This window comes from Streptomyces sp. NPDC088350, assembly GCF_044753545.1.
Classification (GTDB): Bacteria; Actinomycetota; Actinomycetes; order Streptomycetales; family Streptomycetaceae; genus Streptomyces.
Genome location: NZ_JBIVNL010000016.1, coordinates 149,726 through 164,310, shown reverse-complemented (window position 1 = coordinate 164,310; position 14,585 = coordinate 149,726). Strand labels below are relative to the sequence as shown.

The 14,585-nt window shown below is 70.9% G+C and carries 15 protein-coding genes and 1 riboswitch; of the genes, 2 read left to right on the top strand and 13 right to left on the bottom strand.

What is annotated here, in order from left to right; genetic code table 11:
• Positions 1 to 103 precede the first annotated feature (103 nt).
• From ACIQBL_RS42140 to ACIQBL_RS42095, 10 genes are all read right to left on the bottom strand, one after another.
• Positions 104 to 1,174 (bottom strand): hemolysin family protein, encoded by a 1,071-nt coding sequence (locus ACIQBL_RS42140; protein WP_401952573.1) that lies wholly within the window; start codon positions 1,172 to 1,174, stop codon positions 104 to 106.
• The gene (locus ACIQBL_RS42135) at positions 1,171 to 2,505 is read right to left on the bottom strand and encodes a hemolysin family protein (protein ID WP_401952571.1); all 1,335 of its coding nucleotides are present in this window, start codon (positions 2,503 to 2,505) and stop codon (positions 1,171 to 1,173) included. Before ACIQBL_RS42135 ends, ACIQBL_RS42140 begins: the two co-directional genes overlap by 4 nt.
• A 175-nt stretch (positions 2,506 to 2,680) precedes the next feature.
• Entirely contained in the window at positions 2,681 to 3,124 is a 444-nt protein-coding gene (locus ACIQBL_RS42130) for a PH domain-containing protein (RefSeq protein ID WP_401952569.1), read from the bottom strand.
• A 38-nt stretch (positions 3,125 to 3,162) separates the two neighbouring features.
• Positions 3,163 to 4,011 carry an ATP phosphoribosyltransferase gene (gene hisG / locus ACIQBL_RS42125; protein WP_401952567.1) on the bottom strand — a complete coding sequence of 283 codons (849 nt, stop codon included), beginning with the start codon at positions 4,009 to 4,011 and terminating at the stop codon, positions 3,163 to 3,165.
• A gap of 49 nt (positions 4,012 to 4,060) precedes the next feature.
• Complete coding sequence (locus tag ACIQBL_RS42120) at positions 4,061 to 4,333, bottom strand: phosphoribosyl-ATP diphosphatase (RefSeq protein ID WP_018534786.1); 273 nt, start codon at positions 4,331 to 4,333, stop codon at positions 4,061 to 4,063.
• 33 nt (positions 4,334 to 4,366) lie between these two features.
• Positions 4,367 to 4,852, bottom strand: coding sequence for a 6,7-dimethyl-8-ribityllumazine synthase (gene ribH / locus ACIQBL_RS42115; protein ID WP_019059681.1), 486 nt, complete (start codon positions 4,850 to 4,852; stop codon positions 4,367 to 4,369).
• A 30-nt stretch (positions 4,853 to 4,882) separates the two neighbouring features.
• On the bottom strand, positions 4,883 to 6,226 hold the full coding sequence (locus ACIQBL_RS42110) for a bifunctional 3,4-dihydroxy-2-butanone-4-phosphate synthase/GTP cyclohydrolase II (RefSeq protein ID WP_401952563.1): 1,344 nt from the start codon (positions 6,224 to 6,226) through the stop codon (positions 4,883 to 4,885).
• On the bottom strand, positions 6,223 to 6,867 hold the full coding sequence (locus ACIQBL_RS42105) for a nicotinamide riboside transporter PnuC (protein WP_401952561.1): 645 nt from the start codon (positions 6,865 to 6,867) through the stop codon (positions 6,223 to 6,225). The genes ACIQBL_RS42110 and ACIQBL_RS42105 overlap by 4 nt, the downstream gene beginning before the upstream one ends.
• Entirely contained in the window at positions 6,864 to 7,466 is a 603-nt protein-coding gene (locus tag ACIQBL_RS42100; RefSeq protein WP_401952559.1) for a riboflavin synthase, read from the bottom strand. Before ACIQBL_RS42100 ends, ACIQBL_RS42105 begins: the two co-directional genes overlap by 4 nt.
• Before the next feature lie 150 nt (positions 7,467 to 7,616).
• Positions 7,617 to 7,750, bottom strand: a riboswitch (FMN riboswitch).
• Between the two features lie 199 nt (positions 7,751 to 7,949).
• Positions 7,950 to 9,191 (bottom strand): ROK family transcriptional regulator, encoded by a 1,242-nt coding sequence (locus ACIQBL_RS42095; protein WP_401952556.1) that lies wholly within the window; start codon positions 9,189 to 9,191, stop codon positions 7,950 to 7,952.
• A 143-nt stretch (positions 9,192 to 9,334) separates the two neighbouring features.
• On the opposite strand from ACIQBL_RS42095, the gene ACIQBL_RS42090 reads away from it, so the two are divergent.
• Positions 9,335 to 10,546, top strand: coding sequence for an MFS transporter (locus ACIQBL_RS42090; RefSeq protein WP_401952553.1), 1,212 nt, complete (start codon positions 9,335 to 9,337; stop codon positions 10,544 to 10,546).
• Here the strand turns inward: ACIQBL_RS42090 and ACIQBL_RS42085 are convergent.
• The 3 genes from ACIQBL_RS42085 to ACIQBL_RS42075 all read right to left on the bottom strand — a co-directional run bounded on the left by ACIQBL_RS42085 (position 10,506) and on the right by ACIQBL_RS42075 (position 13,657).
• The gene (locus tag ACIQBL_RS42085) at positions 10,506 to 10,964 is read right to left on the bottom strand and encodes an acyl-CoA thioesterase (RefSeq protein ID WP_401952550.1); all 459 of its coding nucleotides are present in this window, start codon (positions 10,962 to 10,964) and stop codon (positions 10,506 to 10,508) included. The genes ACIQBL_RS42090 and ACIQBL_RS42085 overlap by 41 nt on opposite strands.
• 167 nt (positions 10,965 to 11,131) lie before the next feature.
• Positions 11,132 to 12,397: an alginate lyase family protein gene (locus ACIQBL_RS42080; protein ID WP_401952548.1), complete on the bottom strand. Its 1,266-nt coding sequence runs from the start codon at positions 12,395 to 12,397 to the stop codon at positions 11,132 to 11,134.
• 114 nt (positions 12,398 to 12,511) lie between these two features.
• Complete coding sequence (locus tag ACIQBL_RS42075) at positions 12,512 to 13,657, bottom strand: glycoside hydrolase family 6 protein (RefSeq protein ID WP_401952698.1); 1,146 nt, start codon at positions 13,655 to 13,657, stop codon at positions 12,512 to 12,514.
• Positions 13,658 to 13,835: 178 nt separating this feature from the next.
• Here ACIQBL_RS42075 and ACIQBL_RS42070 point away from each other — a divergent pair, with 178 nt between their 5' ends.
• On the top strand, positions 13,836 to 14,546 hold the full coding sequence (locus ACIQBL_RS42070; RefSeq protein WP_401952545.1) for a DUF5995 family protein: 711 nt from the start codon (positions 13,836 to 13,838) through the stop codon (positions 14,544 to 14,546).
• Positions 14,547 to 14,585: the final 39 nt, after the last annotated feature.

Below are 14,585 nucleotides of genomic sequence, written 5' to 3'. Positions count from 1 at the left end.
TGTATCGCGGCTGCGGGTGCGCTGTGGCTGGGCGCGCAGTTCCCCGCGCCCCTAGGTGGGCACAGGGAACGCGCGTCAGCCAGGTACCGTCAGCTTCCAGTCGTCAGCTCGGTACCGTTTCTTTCAGTTCCGCCGTCCTCGGCTGGGCCGGTACTTCCCTGTGGGCCGGGTCCGTCACCTCGCCGACCAGTAGTTCCAGTACGTCCTCCATCGCCACCAGGCCCAGGACCTTGCCGGAGGCGTCCGCCACCTGGGCGAGGTGGGTGGCCGCGCGGCGCATGACCGTCAGGGCGTCGTCCAGGGGGAGTTCGGAGCGCAGGGTCGTCATGGGGCGCCAGATCTGCTGCGGTACCGCCCGCTCGGACCCCTCCAGGTCGAGTACGTCCTTCACGTGCAGGTAGCCCATGAAGGCGCCGGTCTCCGCGGCGACGGGGAAGCGGGAGTAGCCGGTGCGGGCGGTGAGGGCGACGATCTCGCCCGGGGTGACCGAGGGGCTGACCGTGACCAGGTTCTCGCGGCGCAGCAGGACGTCCGTGACCGGGCGGGAGCCCAACTCCAGGGCGTCCTCCAGGCGTTCCTGTTCCTCGGGGTCGAGGAGGCCGGCCTGGCCGGAGTCCTCCACCAGGCGGTTGAGCTGTTCGCTGGTGAAGACGGCCTCGACCTCGTCCTTGGGTTCGACGTGGAAGAGCCGCAGGATGCCCTGGGCGACGGCGCCGAGGGCGATGGTGATCGGCTTGCAGATCCGGGCGAAGGCGACCAGGCCGGGGCTGAGCCACATCGCGGCCTTCTCCGGCGCGGCCATCGCGAGGTTCTTCGGGACCATCTCGCCGATGACGAGGTGGAAGAAGACGACCGCGGCGAGCGCGAGGACGTAGCCGAGGGGGTGGATCATGCCGTCGGGCAGGTGCATCCACTCGAAGACCGGCTCCAGAACGTGTGCGACTGTCGGCTCGGCGACCGCGCCCAACGTCAACGAGCAGACGGTGATGCCGAATTGGGCCGCGGCCATCATCTGCGGCAGCCGCTCGAGGCCGTAGAGGACCTGGCGGGCGCGGGCCGTGCCGAGGGGTTCGATCTGGCTGCGGCGGACGGAGACGAGGGCGAACTCGGCGCCGACGAAGAAGCCGTTGGCGAGCACCAGCAGTATGGCGAAGAGGAGTTGGAGGACGGTCATCGGGCCGCCTCCACGACGTTCACGGCGGGAGCCGTGCGGACGAGGCGGACGCGTTCGGCGCGGTAGTGGCCGACCTGGCGGACCGACAGCCTCCAGCCTGGGAGTTCGGCCTTGTCGCCGGGGGCCGGGATGCGGCCGAGGAGGTCGGCGACCAGGCCGGCCACCGTCTCGTACGGGCCCTCGGGGACGTCCAGGCCTATGCGTTGGAGGATGTCGACGCGGCAGCTGCCGTCGGCGTCCCAGGCCGGCTTGCCGTCCTCCGGTGGCGCTGCGGCGAGTTCGGGTACGTCCTGGCCGTCGTGTTCGTCGCGGACCTCGCCGACGAGTTCCTCGACGATGTCCTCCAGGGTGACCACGCCCGCCGTACCGCCATATTCGTCGACGACGACGGCGATGGGCTGTTCGCTGCGCAGCCTGGCGAGGAGGGGCTGGACCGGCAGGGTCTCGGGGACCAGCACCGGGGACTTGGCGATGCTGGTGACGGAGGTGCGGAGCCGGGCGTGCGAGGGCACGGCCAGGGCGTCCTTGAGGTGGACCATGCCGACGATCTCGTCGATCTTCTCCCGGTAGACGGGGAAGCGGGACAGGCCGGTGGCGCGGGTCAGGTTGACCACGTCCTCGGCGGTCGCCGACGACTGGAGCGCGCTGACCTTCACGCGCGGGGTCATGACGTGCTGCGCGGTCAGCTCGCCCAGTGACAGCGTCCGTACGAAGAGGTCCGCGGTGTCCTGTTCCAGGGCGCCGGCCTGCGCCGAGTGCCGGGCGAGGGAGACGAGTTCGCCGGGGGTGCGGGCCGAGGCCAGCTCCTCGGTGGGCTCCACGCCCAGGGCGCGGACGAGCCGGTTGGCGACGGTGTTCAGCGCGGAGATCACCGGACGGAAGAGCTTCGCGAAGGCGTGCTGCGGCGCGGCTACGAAGCGCGCGACCTGCAAGGGCCGCGACACCGCCCAGTTCTTGGGCACGAGTTCGCCGATCACCATCTGTACGGCGGAGGCGAGCAGCATGCCGACGACCACGGCGACACCGGAGACGGCGCCCTCGGGGATGCCGATCGCGCTGAACGGGCCGTGCAGCAGTTCCGCCAGGGCCGGTTCGGCGAGCATGCCGACGACCAGGGAGGTGATGGTGATGCCGAGCTGGGTGCCGGAGAGCTGGAAGGACAGCTCCTTGAGCGACTCGACGACCGTGGCGGCCCGTCGGTCGCCCTCGGCGGCGGCCTTCTCGGCCTCGGGGCGCTCCACGGTGACGAGCCCGAACTCTGCGGCGACGAAGAAGCCGTTGGCCAGAATCAGCAGGATCGCCGCTCCGAGGAGCAACAAGGGGATGGTCATGCCGCCGCCTCGATATGTCGGGAGGGGGCGGCGCAGGTACTACAGGACGATCCGTCCATCGCTGGAGGGAGTCACTCCTCGGGTAGCAGGGGGCCTCAGAAGACAGGGGGGAACACCGGTGGCGGAGGCGTGAGGAAAAACGCCACCGACAACAGATTAATCAAGACATGGCCATCTACGGCAGATCCCTTGTCGACCGGTCCTCGGTGAGCGCCCGCAGAGTGCGCGCGTCGGCGATGGCCCGCTCCTTGGCGATGCCGGGCTGGATGCCGAGCACGGGGAGGCTGGTGCCGTCGCTGAGGTTGAGGAACACCCAGGGGTCGCCGGGGCGGAGATTCACCTGGAGGATCTCCGCCCACTCCAGACGGCGCCTGCTGACGATGTTCACGACGGTGACACCGGACTCGTCGGCGACGACCTTCACCCGTGCGAGCAGGGCCAGCACAGCGAAGAGGACGGCACCGGTGAAGACGAAGCTGAGCTTCTCCCCCGGGGTGAGCTGCTGCAGGAGCATCGCGACGGTCGTGATGACGACGAAGATCGCGACGCCCGCGGTGAGCAGCACGGCCCGGGTGCGGCCTGGCCGGAACGTGACCGGCAGGGCGGGAAGTTCGGACATGGTCGGCGTGATCCTCGGCGTGTTCCTCAACGTGTTTCTCAGAGCCGGCAGGCGTGGATGGCCGTCGTCAGGATGGCCCGGGCGCCGATGTCGTACAGGTCGTCCATGATCCGCTGCGCTTCCTTGGCGGGGACCATCGCGCGGACGGCGACCCAGCCCTCGTTGTGCAGCGGGGAGACGGTCGGGGACTCCAGGCCGGGGGTGAGCGCGACGGCCTTCTCCAGCTGCTCGACCCGGCAGTCGTAGTCCATCATCACGTACGTGCGGGCGACCAGGACGCCCTGGAGGCGGCGCAGGAACTGCTGGACCTTCGGTTCCTCGACGTCGGCGCCCTTGCGGCGGATGACGACGGCCTCGGACTTCATGATCGGGTCGCCGAAGACCTCCAGGCCCGCGTTGCGCAGGCTGGTGCCGGTCTCGACGACGTCCGCGATGACCTCGGCGACGCCCAGCTCGATGGCGGTCTCCACGGCGCCGTCCAGGTGGACCACGGAGGCGTCGATGCCGTTGTCCGCGAGGTGCCCGGCGACGATCCCCTCGTAGGAGGTGGCGACCGTCTTGCCCTTGAGGTCGGCCATGCTGCTCGCCGCGCCGGGCTTGGAGGCGAAGCGGAACGTGGAGCGGGCGAAGCCGAGCGGGAGGATCTCCTCGGCGCTCGCGGCGGAGTCGATCAGCAGGTCGCGGCCGGTGATGCCGATGTCGAGGCGGCCGGAGGAGACGTAGATCGCGATGTCGCGGGGGCGGAGGTAGAAGAACTCGACCTCGTTGACCGGGTCGACGATCCGCAGTTCCTTGGACTCCCGGCGCTGCTGGTAGCCGGCCTCATGCAGCATGTCCGCCGCAGGTCCTGACAGGGAACCCTTGTTGGGGACGGCGATGCGCAGCATGAGGTCGGCTTCCTTCGAGTGAAATGGGGTGAAGTGTCGGAACTCGGTTTTACAGGTGGGCGTAGACGTCGTCCAGCGAGATTCCGCGGGCGACCATCATCACCTGGACGTGGTAGAGCAGCTGCGAGATCTCCTCGGCAGCCGCTTCCTTGCCCTCGTACTCGGCGGCCATCCAGACCTCGGCGGCCTCTTCGACGACCTTCTTGCCGATGGCATGGACGCCCTTGCCGACCAGTTCTGCGGTGCGGGAAGTGGCGGGGTCGCCGGTGGCGGCCTTCTGCTGGAGCTCGGTGAAGAGCTCCTCGAACGTCTTATTGGACATGATGTCCCAACACTACAGAGTTGCGGGCACACCTCATCGCCAGGGTTCAGATACTGAGCGGAGGGTGGCCGCCGTCGCCACGGCCGCCGTCACCGCCTCGTGCCCCTTGTCCTCGTTCGAGCCCTCCAGGCCGGCCCGGTCGAGGGCCTGCTCCTCGGTGTCGCAGGTCAGGACGCCCATGCCGACGGGGACGCCGGTCTCGACCGAGACCTGGGTGAGGCCCTGGACCACGCCCTGGCACACGTACTCGAAGTGCGGGGTGCCGCCCCGGATGACGACGCCGAGGGCGACGATCGCGTCATAGCCCCGGCCCGCCAACACCTTTGCCACGACCGGGAGTTCCCAGCTGCCGGGGACCCGGAGCAGGGTCGGCTCGTCGATCCCGAGGTCGTGCAGGGCGCGCAGGGCGCCGTCCACCAGACCGTCCATCACCTTTTCGTGCCACTGTGCCGCGATGACGGCGACCCGCAGGTCTCCGACGTTGCGTACGGACAGTTCCGGTGCACCCTTGCCGCTCACGTACGTCTCTCCTCGTCGCTCTCTTGCTGGTTACTGGTTGCCGCAGGTGGACACGGGGGCCGGGTCCAGCCAGGGCAGGTCGTGTCCCATCCGGTCCCGCTTGGTGCGCAGGTAGCGGAGGTTGTGCTCGCCCGCCTGTACGGGCATCGGCTCGCGGCCGGTGACCTTGAGCCCGTGGCGGACGAGCGCGTCGGTCTTGTCGGGGTTGTTGGTCATCAGGCGCAGGCTGTGGACGCCGAGGTCCTCCAGGATCTGCGCGCCGGCGCCGTAGTCCCGGGCGTCGGCGGGCAGGCCGAGCTCCAGGTTGGCGTCGAGGGTGTCCCGGCCGCGCTCCTGGAGTTCGTACGCCCGGAGCTTGGAGAGCAGGCCGATACCGCGTCCCTCGTGGCCGCGCAGATAGACGACGACTCCCCTGCCCTCCTCCTGGATGCGCTCCAGGGAGGCCTCCAGCTGGGGGCCGCAGTCGCAGCGCAGGGAGTGGAAGACGTCGCCGGTGAGGCACTCGGAGTGGACGCGGACGAGGACGTCCTCGCCGGCGCCGATCTCGCCGTGGACGAGGGCGACGTGCTCGACGCCGTCGACGGTGGAGCGGTAGCCGTAGGCCGTGAACTGGCCGTGGCGGGTGGGGAGTTGGACCTCGGCCTCGCGGCGGACGGTGGGTTCGGCGGTCTGCCGGTAGGCGATCAGGTCCTCGATGGAGATGATCGTCAGGCCGTGCTTGCGGGCGAACGGGATCAGTTCGGGGAGGCGGAGCATACGGCCGTCCTCGCCCGCGATCTCGACGATCGCGCCGGCCGGGCGCAGGCCCGCGAGGCGGGCGAGGTCGACGGCGGCCTCGGTGTGGCCGTTGCGCGTCAGTACGCCGCCGGACCGGGCGCGCAGCGGGAAGACGTGACCGGGGCGGACGAAGTCGTCGGCCTCGGTGGTGCCGCTCGCGAGGAGCCGGAGCGTGGTCGCGCGGTCGGCGGCCGAGATACCGGTGGTCACACCGTGAACGGCGGATGCGTCCACGGACACGGTGAACGCGGTTTTCATCGACTCGGTGTTGTCCTCGACCATCTGCGGGAGCCGGAGCCGGTCCAGCTCGTCGCCCTCCATCGGGGCGCAGATGAGGCCGCGGCACTCGCTCATCATGAAGGCGACGATCTCGGGGGTCGCCTTCTCGGCGGCGATGACGAGGTCGCCCTCGTTCTCGCGGTCCTCGTCGTCGACGACCACGACCGGCCGGCCGGCCGCGATGTCGGCGATGGCCTGCTCGACCGGGTCGAGCGCGAAGTCCTCGAAACCGTCGGTGCTGTACAGGACCGGCGGGATAGAGGGGGTGGCGCGAAGCGCCTCGTTCAGGGCGGTGGTGGGTGACGGGCGGGCTGTCATGCCGGCGCTCCTTCCAGGACGGGCTGCGGTGCCTTGCGGGAGCGCAGCCACCAGTCGCGCATGCCCCACAGGACGAGTGCGCCGTAGATGACGTAGACGAAGCCGGAGAACGCGAAGCCGTTGGCGAAGTTGAGGGGGACGCCGACCAGGTCGACGAGGAGCCAGGCGAACCAGAACTCGACCATGCCGCGGGCCTGGGCGTACATGGCGACGATCGTGCCGACGAAGATGTAGGCGTCGGGCCACGGGTCCCAGGAGAGGGACGGGTAGGCCTTGAAGAGGGCGGCGACCGCGACCGTTCCCACGGCGGCGGAGCCGACCAGAACGGCGCGCTCGCGCCAGGTGGCGAAGCGGGGGGTGATGTGGCCGTCGGCGGAGCCGCCCTTGCGGCGGTTCCACTGCCACCAGCCGTAGACGGCGACGACCATGACGACGACCTGCTTGCCCGCGCTGCCGGAGAGGTGGGCGGTGGCGAAGGCGGCGAAGAGGATCACGCCGGACAGGAACTGGACGGGCCAGCTCCACAGGGAGCGCCGCCAGCCGAGCGCGAGGGCGATCAGGCCGATCACGTTGCCGATCATGTCCGACCACTTGATGTGCTGGCCGAACAGGACGAACGCCTCGGAGTTGAGCCAGTTCACTGGGCCGCCCCCTGTGCGCCCATGAGCCGCTCGACGTACTTGGCGATGACGTCGACCTCCAGGTTGACCGGATCGCCGGGCTGCTTGAGGCCGAGGGTGGTCAGGTCGAGGGTGGTCGGGATGAGGCTGACCGTGAAGTAGTCCGGGCCCGCGTCGACGACGGTGAGGCTGATGCCGTCGACGGTGATGGAGCCCTTCTCGACGACATAGCGCGTGAGGTCGGCCGGGAGCGAGATCTTCACGATCTCCCAGTTCTCGGACGGCTTGCGCTCCAACACCGCGCCGGTGCCGTCGACATGGCCCTGCACGATGTGTCCGCCGAGGCGGGCGCCGAGGGCCATGGGGCGTTCGAGGTTGACGCGGGAGCCGACGGCGAGGACGCCGAGGCTGGAGCGGTTCAGGGTCTCGGCCATGACGTCGGCGGTGAACTCGTCACCCTCGTGCTCGACGACGGTGAGACAGACGCCGTTCACGGCGATGGAGTCGCCGTGCTTCGCACCCTCGGTGACGACGGGGCCGCGCAGACGAAAGCGGGAGGCGTCGTCGAGATTCTCGACGGCGGTGACCTCACCCAGCTCTTCGACGATTCCGGTGAACACTTCCCGGGTCCTCCTGCCACATCGGGGCACGGACTCCGGGGCCTGTCGAAGACGACAGAATGAAACGAACGGAAGCACCGAGGACGACGCCGGACAGAACCCGCCCACGCAGGACGAGCCGATACGGCGGCGCGCACGAATGCCCGCCCGCCGCGCACTGCCTCCCATCCGGACTTTAACCGTCGGTCCAGGAATTTCACCTGGTCAACCGGCCGCTGAACAACACGGACGGGTCGCGGACTATAACCGCCGGTTCGGACTTTCACCGACCCCGGAGTGCGCTGCTTCTGGTACACGGCCAGTGTGCCACGCCCGGCAAGGGTCCATCCAGGTGAGTTGTGTGGGGTGGCTCACAGACCGTGCCGCTGGACTTCTCAATCAGCCCCCGCCTGCTGGATCATATGGTCTAGTCCTTTTTGGATCTCCATGAACCGGCCCGGCGGTGGTGACGACGGCCCTTGCCCACCGCCGGGCCTCTCACTCTCAGCCGAACAGCTCGCCCTGCGCGCCGTCCTGCGCGGTGAGCAGCGCCCCGCGCAGGACCGCGGCGCCACCGAGGGCGCTGGGCCGTACCTCCGCGGGCAGGGGGGACATCCGGGCGATCCGCTCGGCCACCCGTACGGCGAGTTCGTCGCCGCCGGCCTGGCCGACCTCGCCGCCGAGGACCACGCATCCGGGGTCCAGCAGGGCGACGACGGAGGCGACGCCGAGGGCGAGGCGGTCGGCGAGGGTGTCCAGGAAGCGGGCGGCGGGGGCGTTGCCGAGGGTGGCCGCTCGCGCGGGGTCCGGCCGCCCTGCGTCGACACCGGCACCGGCACCGGCCACCGCCGCGACCGCCCACCGCACCAGCTCCGCGGCGCCGGCCCCCTCCCCCGCACCCGCGATGCCCAACACCCCGCATTCCCGGGCCAGTTCGAGCACCGCGCCGGCTCCCGCCAGTGAATGGAAACCCCCCTCGCAGTCCGTCGCCGAAGGCAACCCCCGCGTTCCCGGCACCGGCAGGAACCCGATCTCGCCCGCACCCCCGGACGCCCCCCTGCGCAACGCCCCGTCCAGGACGATCGCCGCGCCGATGCCCATGCCGAGCCAGAGGAGGACGAAGGTGTCGCGGTCATGGGCCGCGCCGTCGCGCTGTTCCGCCACGGCCGCGAGGTTGGTCTCGTTCTCGACGACGACGCGGGCGTCGGGGAGTCGTTCCTGGAGGGCGGCGACCAGGCGGCGGTGCCAAGCGGGCAGGCCTGTGGTGTCGCGGAGTTCGCCGGTGGCCGGGTCGATCAGGCCGGGGGCACCGATGCCCACCGTGTGCAGGCTCTCCGCTCCCGCCTCCTTCGCCGCCCTTTCCACCAGGGCCACGGCCTGTTCGACCGCCGGGCCCGTGCCCGAGTCGCCGTCGATCGGCACGGACGCCTCCGCGAGCACCCGGCCGACGAGATCGGAGACGAGTACGGAGACGCCCTCCATGCGGACATCCAGCGCGGCCAGGTACGCGCGGTCGGCGACGATGCCGTACAACCGGGCGTTCGGGCCGCGCCGTTGGGCGCCGGACTCGCCGGCTGTCGCGATCAGCCCGGAGGCCGTGAGGCGTTCGACGAGGTCGGCGACGGTGGGCCGGGACAGTCCGGTGAGCTGCTTCAACTGCCCTGCCGTCAGGGGGCCTTCGCGGAGCAGCAGCCGCAGGGCGAGCCGGTCGTTGATGGCCCGGGCGGTGCTCGGGGATGCGGGCATGCCGGGAATCCTCCCAGATCGAGGGGGTGCGGCGGGCGGCCGGTAAGTCTCTATCTATCAGGCAGGGTTCCTGATAGTTTACGCGGCGCGAGTGGGGACGGGGATCCGAACAGCGGGATCCGAACAGCAGGAGGGGCCGGACGATGAGCGAAGTGGTCTACGACCGACACGAGGTGAAGCGCGCCCGGTACGCCGTGGCGGCCGTCTTCACCGTGCACGGCGCGGTCACGGGCTCGTTCGCGACCCGGGTGCCGTGGATCCAGGACCACGCGCACGTGGGTACCGGCCTGCTCGGTTTCGCCCTCGCCTTCGGAGCGTTCGGCGCCTCCTGCTCGATGCCGCTGGCCGGCTGGATCACCCACCGCTTCGGCAGCCGCGCGGCCCTGCGCGGGCTGATCGCCCTGTGGACGACGTCCCTGGTCCTGCCGTCCCTCGCGCCGAACCTCGTCACCCTGTGCCTGGCGATGTTCACCTACGGCGCGAGCGCCGGCATGGCCGACGTCGCCATGAACGCGCTCGGCGTCGAGATCGAGCGGCTGCTCGACAAGTCGATCATGTCCGGGCTGCACGGCATGTGGAGCGCGGGCGCCCTGATCGGTTCGGCGGGCGGCACCCTCGCCGCACATCTCGGCTCGGACGCGCGCGTGCACCATCTCCTCGCGGCCGCGATCCTCACCCTGCTCGGCGTGACCGCCTGCCGTTGGGTGCTCGACATCCAGCCGGGCGTGGAGGAGGAGGCGCCACCCCGGTTCACGTTGCCGCCCAGGTCGGCGCTGCTCATCGGCGCGGTGGGCTTCTGCGCGGTGTTCGCGGAGGGGGCGAGCCTGGACTGGTCGGCGGTGTTCCTGCGGGACCAGTTGGACACGTCGGCCGGGCTGGCGGCGGCCTCGACGACCGGCTTCATGCTGACGATGGCGGTGGCCAGGCTGGTCGGCGACGCGGTGGTGAACCGCTTCGGGTCGGTGCGTACGGTCCGCGCGGGCGGTGCCCTTGCCGTGCTCGGGGGGCTGCTGATCGTCCTCGCGGACAGCCCGGCGCTGGTGATGAGCGGCTTCGGGCTGCTCGGTCTGGGCATCGCCGTGGTCGTACCGCTGTGCTTCGCCGCCGCCGGCCGCAGCGGACCCAACCCGAGCCAGGCCATCGCGGGCGTGGCGACGATCACCTACACCTCGGGTCTTGTCGCGCCGAGCCTGATCGGCGGGGTGGCGCAGGCGACGAGCCTGGTCGTGTCGTTCTGCCTCGTCACCGTGCTGGCTGGCGGGCTCGTGGTCTTCGCGGGCGTACTGCGCGCCGGGGACCGGAACCGCCCGAAGGTCAGCCCGCCGAGCGCAGCAGTGTCCGGCCCACGGCCCTGAACCCCTCGCTCCAGGGCGCGGGACGCAGCGTCCGGGAGTCCAGCCGGACCAGCACCCGGGTGCCGGTCGCGTACGTCACCTCGCCGTCCGTCGAGCAGAGCCGGAAGCCGTAGGTCAGGCCGGTGGTGCCCAGCCGGTCGAGCCACAGGTGGACGGCGTAGGCGCCGGGCCTGGTGACCGGTGCCTCGTAGCTGATCAGCAGTTCCTTCACCACGTTGCAGGCGTCGCCGGCGCTCGCCCAGTCGCCGTCGAAGCGGACGCCGTGCCCCTGCCACAGCTCGGTCCAGGCCCGCTCGACGAGGAGCGGGTAGCGGGCGTTGTGGAGCATGCCGAGTGCGTCGAGGTCGTCGAAGTGGACGGTGACGGGTATGAGCCGGCCGTGGGACAGGGCGGTGGCGGGCGGGCTTTCGACGGTCACGGCGGGGCTCCCGAGCGGTGCTGATGGGGCGGTGGAGGCTGTGGGGACGCCCCATTCTAAGCAACCGCTCAGGAACCCCTGTCCGGGAAGGCCCTGCTCAGGCGGGCCCGCAGGCACCGGTCCCGGCGGATCCGCCGGGACCGGTCAGGCGGGCCCACAGGGCCTGGTCACCCGGCGATCGAGTCCAACTGCTCCGCCGCCGGACGCAGCGCCCACAGATCACCACCCGGCGGCGCCTCCAGCTTCGGTACGGCGGCCGTCGCCCGCGCGTCGCCCGCGTCGGCCGCCGCGTGGACGACGTCGCTCGCCGCGTACCGGTGGAACTCCAGCTCCGGGTGCGACCACGCGGCGGCCCCGGTCGCGGCGGGCAGCAGATAGTCCACGGCCTTCAACAGGCCCTGCCCGTCCGGGCCTTGAAAGGTCCACAGGTCCACGCCGACGTGCCGGCCGATCGCGGCGAGCCGGGTGTACGCGACGAGGTCGAAGGTCGAGTAGTGCCAACTCCGCGTCCGCGCGAGCTCCTGCGGCTGGCTGCCGTCGGCCGCGATCTGCGGGTCGACGCGTTTGGCGCGCGCGTCCAGCACGGTCCGCTTCGCCAGCGCCTTGTCGCCGGTCGCGTAGGCGAGGGCGGCGAGTTGCAGGTCGTAGAAGGTGCCGTGGTTGTTGACTGCGGCGCCCTCCGCCTTGCCGAAGTCGCTGTTCTTCAGCCAGCCCAGGAAGTCGGAGTTCCACCGGTCCATCGCCGTGCGGTCGGTCCTGGTCCAGCCGGGGGCGCCGGTGCCGAGGATCGCGAGGGCGTCGAGGACGCTGGTGTACGACTGGGAGAAGTCGATGATGCCGATGGCGCGGCCGTCGTACGTGCACGGGATGAACTGGGCGTGGTTCAGGTTGGGGTTCATCCGTGTGGCCGGGTCGAGGAACCAGGTGCGCAGGACCTGGTCGGCCTTCTCGGCGTAGCGCCGGTCGCCGGTGTAGTACCAGGCGAGCGAGAGGTCGTACGTCGAGTCGAAGACCTTCTCGACGTCCTGGCGGTCGGTTCCGGTGTCGACCTCGGGGTTGCGCTGTCCGTCGCGCTGGACATACGGGCAGCCCCAGGGGTTGTCGGCGGTCGGGGTGGTCGTGGGCCACCAGTAGGGGGCCTGGCTCAGGTAGTCGTGAACATCGCCGCCGGGGGCGGGTCTTGGTTTGTCGACGACCGTCCAGGGGCCCTGGTGCAGCCAGTTGTCGGCGCGGGTCGTCAACTGCTGGAGGGCGCGGCGCAGTTGGGGGTCGCCGTGATCCAGACGGAGCTTGGTCTGCTGGAGGCGGGTGCCGTCGAGGACGGCGGTATGAGGGGCGGCGGGCGCCGAGTGCGCGGAGGCGGTGGGGACGAGCACGGCTGTCAGCGTGGCCACGGCGGCGAGAAGGACGCCGAGGCGAGGTCTGGCACTCATGCACCAACTCCAATCATGGATATGAACGCAGTTCATGAATGGAACCGTGCGAGCGTAAGACCATGCGAGAGTGGTGACAATGGTCCGGACCGGATTCACATAGGGAGATGACGGTCAGCGGGCCAAGTCGTAGGCGTACGACGCCGAGAACGTGCCGGCGGCGCCCTTGCAGCCGTCCGACTCCCCCGGGAGTTTCACCCACAGGTAGCCGTCGATCCGGGCCTCGCCGGTGTCCAGGGTCGGCGCGCGGCCGATCTTCCGGCCGGCCGGGTCGCACCACTGGCCGTCGGCCGGGGCGCCGTTGCCGTTGCGGCTGGTGTCGATGACGGCGCCGAGGCCCGCGGGGCCGCCGAGGGCGTCGAGGACCTGACGGTCGTAGGCGATCTCGGCCGAAGTGGCGTGGAAATTGGAGACGTTGCTGAAGATCCCGTCGGAGGAGTCGGCGGAGGCCGCGCCCGCCCGCTTCAGCAGGGCCGCCTGTTGTGCGGCCGGGTTCCAGTCGGAGTGGCCCGCGTCGTAGTACACACGGGCCTTCGGGTCGGCGGCCTTCAGAACGCGGCCCGCGCGGGCCAACGCCGCGAAACGGTCGGCACGTTGGGCGTCGGAGAGGCAGTCGGCCTGCGCTATGGAGTCCGGTTCCAGGATGACGACGACCTCGCCGGAACCCAGCCCCGCCGCGAAGTCGTCGATCCACCCGTCGTACGCGTCGAAGTCGGACGCCCCGCCCTCGGAGGCCCCGCCGCAGTCCCGGTCCGGGATCGCGTACGGCACGACGACCGGCACCCGGCCCTGCGCGGCGGCGCCCGAAGTGACCGCGCGGACCCGGGAGGTGATCGTCGACGGCGTGAAGTCGGCGAACCACACCGCCGCCGGCTGGTCGGCGATCCGCGACTCTATGACCTCGGTGCGCGGGTCGTCGGGGTGGGCGCGGACCCAGTCGAGGACCTGGGAGTCGGGGTGGCGGTAGAGGCGCGGGGAGACGGCGGCGGCCTCCTGTGTCTTCTTCCCCGCCTTCGCCGCCTTCCCCGCCTTCGCCGCCTTCCCCGGCGAGGGCACCGTGCTCTTCTTCGGCTTCGCGGAGGCGGAGGCACCGGCCTTCGCGGACGCGGATCCTGACGGTACGTCAGGCAGGGGCACCAGCAGCGTCGCGCCGCTCGCGTCGGGCCTCGCCGCGTCCGAACCACGCCCGCCGTCCAGCGCGTTGACCATCCCGGTCACCGTGCCGACCGCGACCACGACCGAGGCCGCCGCGACCATCACCCCGCGCCGTGCGGCACGCCTGCGCTCGGCCTTGCGTACGGCCAGCCGTTGGGCGCGTAGGCCTGCCACCGCGCGGTTCCCCCTCCCGTGCTCCCCTGCGACGGACGCGTTCCCCCGTTCTGGGGAAGCATCGGTCCCGCCGGCACCTCGGCCAGCCTAGGACTGGGACCCTGCCCCCATGCCGCAATTGGAGCACTTCACCACATCTGTAGACGCACCCGTGGACACTTCCGTGGACTCCGTCGTCTCCCGTCTGCGCGCCCTCGACGAGTGCCTGCCCGCGCGGGACGGGATCGCGGTGTTCAACCGCGTCTACCTCGCCGTCACGGAGGCGGTCGACCGGAGTGTCGACGCCGGGCGGTTCGCCGACGCGCGGGCCGCGATCACGCTGGACGTGCGGTTCGCGGAGCGGTACCTCGCCGCCGTGGACACGGTGGCGAACGGGCGCCGTCCGCCCGCCTGTTGGCGCCCGCTGTTCCAGCTGCGCCGGCATCCGGGCGTACGACCTCTGCAGTTCGCCCTGTCCGGCATCAACGCGCACATCGGCCACGATCTCGCGCTCGCCGTCGTGGACGCCTGTCGTACGCTCGACTGCGAACCCGCCGAGCTGGAGGACGAGTTCGACCGCGTGGGCGATCTCCTCGCGTCGCTGGAGGAGCGTATCCGCGAGGATCTGATGCCGGGGCCCGACCTGTTCCAGATCGCCGACCCGCTCACGCATCTGCTCGGCTCGTGGAGTCTGGAGCGGGCCCGGGAGGCGACCTGGACGGCGGCGCGGGCCCTGTGGGCGCTGCGCGGACTGCCCGATGTCGCCGAGGAGTTCACCGAACGGCTGGACGCGGCGGTGGGTCTTGCGGGCCGGATGCTGCTCACCCCGCTGCCCGACTGAGGTGGCCTGATCCGACCGCCTCGCGAGCCGCCTCGGAAT

Bases quoted from the DNA above. Each gene is read 5' to 3' on its own strand.
- ACIQBL_RS42140 (WP_401952573.1), bottom strand. From the start codon at position 1,174: ATGACCGTCCTCCAACTCCTCTTCGCCATACTGCTGGTGCTCGCCAAC.
- ACIQBL_RS42135 (WP_401952571.1), bottom strand. From the start codon at position 2,505: ATGACCATCCCCTTGTTGCTCCTCGGAGCGGCGATCCTGCTGATTCTG.
- ACIQBL_RS42130 (WP_401952569.1), bottom strand. From the start codon at position 3,124: ATGTCCGAACTTCCCGCCCTGCCGGTCACGTTCCGGCCAGGCCGCACC.
- hisG (WP_401952567.1), bottom strand. From the start codon at position 4,011: ATGCTGCGCATCGCCGTCCCCAACAAGGGTTCCCTGTCAGGACCTGCG.
- ACIQBL_RS42120 (WP_018534786.1), bottom strand. From the start codon at position 4,333: ATGTCCAATAAGACGTTCGAGGAGCTCTTCACCGAGCTCCAGCAGAAG.
- ACIQBL_RS42110 (WP_401952563.1), bottom strand. From the start codon at position 6,226: ATGACAGCCCGCCCGTCACCCACCACCGCCCTGAACGAGGCGCTTCGC.
- ACIQBL_RS42095 (WP_401952556.1), bottom strand. From the start codon at position 9,191: ATGCCCGCATCCCCGAGCACCGCCCGGGCCATCAACGACCGGCTCGCC.
- ACIQBL_RS42090 (WP_401952553.1), top strand. From the start codon at position 9,335: ATGAGCGAAGTGGTCTACGACCGACACGAGGTGAAGCGCGCCCGGTAC.
- ACIQBL_RS42080 (WP_401952548.1), bottom strand. From the start codon at position 12,397: ATGAGTGCCAGACCTCGCCTCGGCGTCCTTCTCGCCGCCGTGGCCACG.
- ACIQBL_RS42070 (WP_401952545.1), top strand. From the start codon at position 13,836: ATGCCGCAATTGGAGCACTTCACCACATCTGTAGACGCACCCGTGGAC.